This is a genomic window from Thiohalocapsa sp. (assembly GCF_019695415.1).
GTDB lineage: Bacteria > Pseudomonadota > Gammaproteobacteria > Chromatiales > Chromatiaceae > Thiohalocapsa.
Genome location: NZ_JAIFKJ010000382.1, coordinates 1 through 3,565 on the forward strand (window position 1 = coordinate 1; position 3,565 = coordinate 3,565).

Here is a 3,565-nt window from a genome sequence, read left to right on the forward strand (position 1 = left end):
TACGGGAATGATAAGCTCCGAGGCCTGCGCCAAGGCCGGGTTGACCTCGTGTCTCGGCACCACCTCTCGCAGCCCGACCCGACGCAGATCGGCGCCGATAGGAACGACGATCCCCACGTCTTCGACCAAGCGGCGATGGACGGGCAGGCGGAGCTGCATCGGCTGCAGGGGGCGGACCGCCTCTACTTCTGCGGCAGGTCCCACGGCTACGGTTTCCACGAGGACGCCCTGCGGGCGGCCTAGGGGAAACCGTAGCCGTGGTAGCTGCCGCAGAAGTAGAGGCGGTCCGCGCCCTGCAGCCGATGCAGCTCCGCCTGCGCGTCCATCGCCGCTTGGTCGAAGACGGGGTGATCGTAGGTCATCTCGGCGACGATCTGCGTCGGGTCGGGCTGCGTCAGGGGGTTCAGAGACACGAGGTAGTCGCGGCGTGTGCGCAGCCCTTGGAGCTTATTCATCCAGTAGGTCACGGACACCGCGCCGGTGCCATCCGGCTGCTCGGCGGCGAGATAGTTCCAGGCCGACCAGACCCGGCGGCGTGCCGGCATCAGGCGGGTGTCAGTATGCAACAGGGTGCGGTTGGGCTGGTAGCGGAAGCAGCCGAGCAGGCGTGCCTCATCGGGTGTCGGCTCGGCGATGAGCCGCAGGGCCTGGTCGGCATGGGTGGCGAGCACGACGCGGTCTGCGTCGATGTGCTGGCCAGAGGCGAGTGCCACCCGAACGCCCGCGTCGTGTCGGTGCACGGCGACCGCAGCATCCGCACGCATGCGTCGAGGCCCCAGATCTTGGGCGATGCGCCGCACGTAGGCATGGCTGCCCCCGACGACACTGCGCCACAGCGGGCGCTCCAGCGGGTTCAACAGGCGGTGGTTATCGAAGAACCGTGCCAAGCTCTCGGCCGGAAATTCCAGCATGCTCGCCGTGGGGCAGGACCAGATGGCAGCCGCCATGGGCAGCAGGTAGTGATCTCGAAAGGCGTCGCCGAGCCTTTCGTCCGCCAGGAACTCACCAAGGCTGCGGCCGTCGAAACCGGAGTGCGCCAAACAGTGTCTGCACCGTGCGCCGAAGCGGAAGATGTCGAGCAGCATCCGCAAAAAACGCGGGCTTAAAGCGTTGCGCCGCTGTGCAAAGATCGTGCTGAGGTTGTCGCCGGCGTATTCCAACCTGCCGGGGCCGATCGAGGCAGAGAACGACATATCGGACTCTCGAGTCGCGACACCCAGCCGTTCGAAGAGGCGCACCAGCATCGGGTAGTTGCGGGTGTTGTAGACGATGAAGCCCGTGTCGACGGGAACGCGTGCGCCGTCCTCCTCCACCTCGATGGTGTGGGTGTGGCCGCCGAAGTAGTCATTTTTCTCGATCAGGGTCACGTCGTGGCGGTGGCACAGCAGCCAGGCAGACGCTAGGCCGGCGATGCCGCTGCCGACGACGCAGATACGGTCAGTCATGGAAATACTGTGGCGGATGCCTTGTTCAACTTTCGTCCGGGTCGTTGCCTTAAAGATCTGGACACCGCCCGCCGGTATCAACGCCGGTTGTCCGGCGCCGAGCTTCACGGCCCCGGCGGTTGTGTCACAGCCGGCCATCCGGGAAGACCGCCGGTGACAGGACGGCCGGCGGGCGCATTCACGGTGGCGAGGCCAGCTGCGCCGACAGCCGCTGACGGCGTGGGCAGCGAGCCTAGCACGTCGGGTGCGGGCGCCGCGGAGGCATTGGCGCACTTTCTACGCGAGCATGCGCCACTGTTCGTTCTCACCGGCGCTGGCTGCAGCACCGACTCCGGCATTCCGGACTACCGCGATCGCGATGGCAACTGGAAGCGCGCTGAGCCAATCCGCTACCAGCGCTTTGTGCGCGATCCTTCCGCCCGCCGGCGCTACTGGGCCCGCAGCTATGTCGGTTGGCCGCGCGTGGCGGCTGCACAGCCCAACGCCACTCACCACGCCCTCGGGGCGCTGGAAGCCCGGGGCTTCGTGGTGCAGATCGTGACGCAGAATGTGGACGGCCTGCATCAGCGCGGCGGCGCCCGCCGCGTGCTGGATCTGCACGGGCGACTGGACTTGGTGGACTGCCTGGACTGCGGTGTGCGGCTGGGGCGGGAGCGCATGCAGGACCTGCTGGCTGCGCACAATCCGGGCTGCGCACCGGTGGCGCCGGAGCAGTCCGCGCCGGACGGTGATGTACTGCTTGGCGACGCGGTGCAGACGGGCTTCAAGGTGCCGGACTGTCCCCGCTGCGGCGGGATGCTGAAGCCCGCCGTGGTCTTCTTCGGCGAGAGCGTGCCGCGGCCGCGGGTGGCGCTCGCGCTGGAGCAGCTCGCCCGCGCCCGCGCACTGTTGGTTGTCGGGTCGTCGCTCACTGTGTTCTCGGGCTACCGGTTCTGCCGCCAGGCCGCAGAGGCGGGCCAGCCCATCGCACTGTTGAATTGGGGGCGCACGCGAGCGGACGACCTCGCCGCGCTCAAGCTGGATGCCGCATGCGGCCCGACTCTGACGGCGGCGCTGGCGCTGCTGGAGGGCCGCCCGCGGTCTCTGGCTGGGATGGGGGCCTGCTGAGCCATGCAGACCCCGATCGACCTTCTGAGGACGCCTTCGCGCAGGCACCTTGCCCCGTGCAGGGCGAGCATGCCCAGACGGTCCATAACGGCCAAGCGCCCCTGACACTCGACGAGCGCCGCCCACTCGGGAACAATCCACCGCAAACCCAAAACAGGGGACATGTCATGCAACAAGTCCGGATCGTCAGCAAGGGCCCGCGCATCCTGCCGCAGCCAAAGCCACGCCCCCTGCGCCCGACCCAGCCCCTGCGACCGCTCACACACCACGACATCCTCGCACTGATGCCGCCCTTCACCAAACGCGGTCTGCATGCCGATATGGGCGCAAGCCGGCGTGAGGACCGGGTGATCGCCTTCAAGCCCGAAGAGATCCCGGCAGATGCGGACTGCCCCGTGGACCTCACTGCGCAGTTGTCGCTGGAGGCCGCGCAGGTGGGCAAGCACCGCCTGGTGCGTCGGGTCTGGGATGCGAGCGGACTCACGGCCACGCTCACCGCCGACGGCGCCGATCTGGACGCGCTGCTGGAGCAATTGGAGCAGGTCCCGGTGCGCCGCCACTTCGCGGTGTACGACGGGACTCCGGTGGCCCGCAGCTACATGCTGGAGCCCGCCTCGCAGGCGTTGGCGCAGCGCGCCGGCGCCGGCGCCCGCTGGGCCGCGCAGACCGTCGGCGGCCGGCTCTGGCAGGCCGCACGGGGGGGCGCCGACCGCCTGCTGGGCTCGCGGCTGCCCTGGCTGCGCCGCAAGGACCCGGCGCCGGGCTCGGCAACAGCGCTTCAGGCGACATCGCAAACGGGCGCGGTGACGCCTGATGATGCGCTCATCGAGGACGCCGACGGCCCGCTGCGCCCCGTGATCACCGAGGCCAACACTCGTGTCGGGCCGGTGCACCTGAATCTGAATGCGGATCGCTTCAACGGCATGCCCGTAGTGCTCAAGCTCACGACGGCAGCCGGCGTGCAGCTCAAGGTCCCGGGAGACCTGCCCGCCCGGATTTGCGGGCACTTTCGG

3 protein-coding genes and 1 pseudogene are annotated in these 3,565 nt (G+C 68.8%); 3 read left to right on the plus strand and 1 reads right to left on the minus strand.

Annotated elements, in window-relative coordinates; translation table 11 throughout:
- A pseudogene (locus I6U14_RS10915) lies at window positions 1–243 on the plus strand (NAD/FAD-binding protein); the annotation flags it as partial.
- Here I6U14_RS10915 and I6U14_RS10920 read toward each other — a convergent pair.
- Complete coding sequence (locus tag I6U14_RS10920) at window positions 240–1,445, minus strand: NAD(P)/FAD-dependent oxidoreductase (RefSeq protein ID WP_296899261.1); 1,206 nt, start codon at window positions 1,443–1,445, stop codon at window positions 240–242. The pseudogene I6U14_RS10915 and the gene I6U14_RS10920 sit on opposite strands and share 4 nt — an antisense overlap.
- A 219-nt stretch (window positions 1,446–1,664) precedes the next feature.
- On the opposite strand from I6U14_RS10920, the gene I6U14_RS10925 reads away from it, so the two are divergent.
- Both I6U14_RS10925 and I6U14_RS10930 read left to right on the plus strand, forming a co-directional pair.
- Window positions 1,665–2,552: an NAD-dependent protein deacetylase gene (locus I6U14_RS10925; RefSeq protein ID WP_296899263.1), complete on the plus strand. Its 888-nt coding sequence runs from the start codon at window positions 1,665–1,667 to the stop codon at window positions 2,550–2,552.
- Between the two features lie 167 nt (window positions 2,553–2,719).
- Window positions 2,720–3,565: hypothetical protein (locus I6U14_RS10930; RefSeq protein ID WP_296899264.1), on the plus strand; the 846-nt coding region annotated here is incomplete at its 3' end.

Coding starts and splice junctions, on each gene's coding strand:
- I6U14_RS10920 (WP_296899261.1), bottom strand. CDS start 1,445: ATGACTGACCGTATCTGCGTCGTCGGCAGCGGCATCGCCGGCCTAGCG.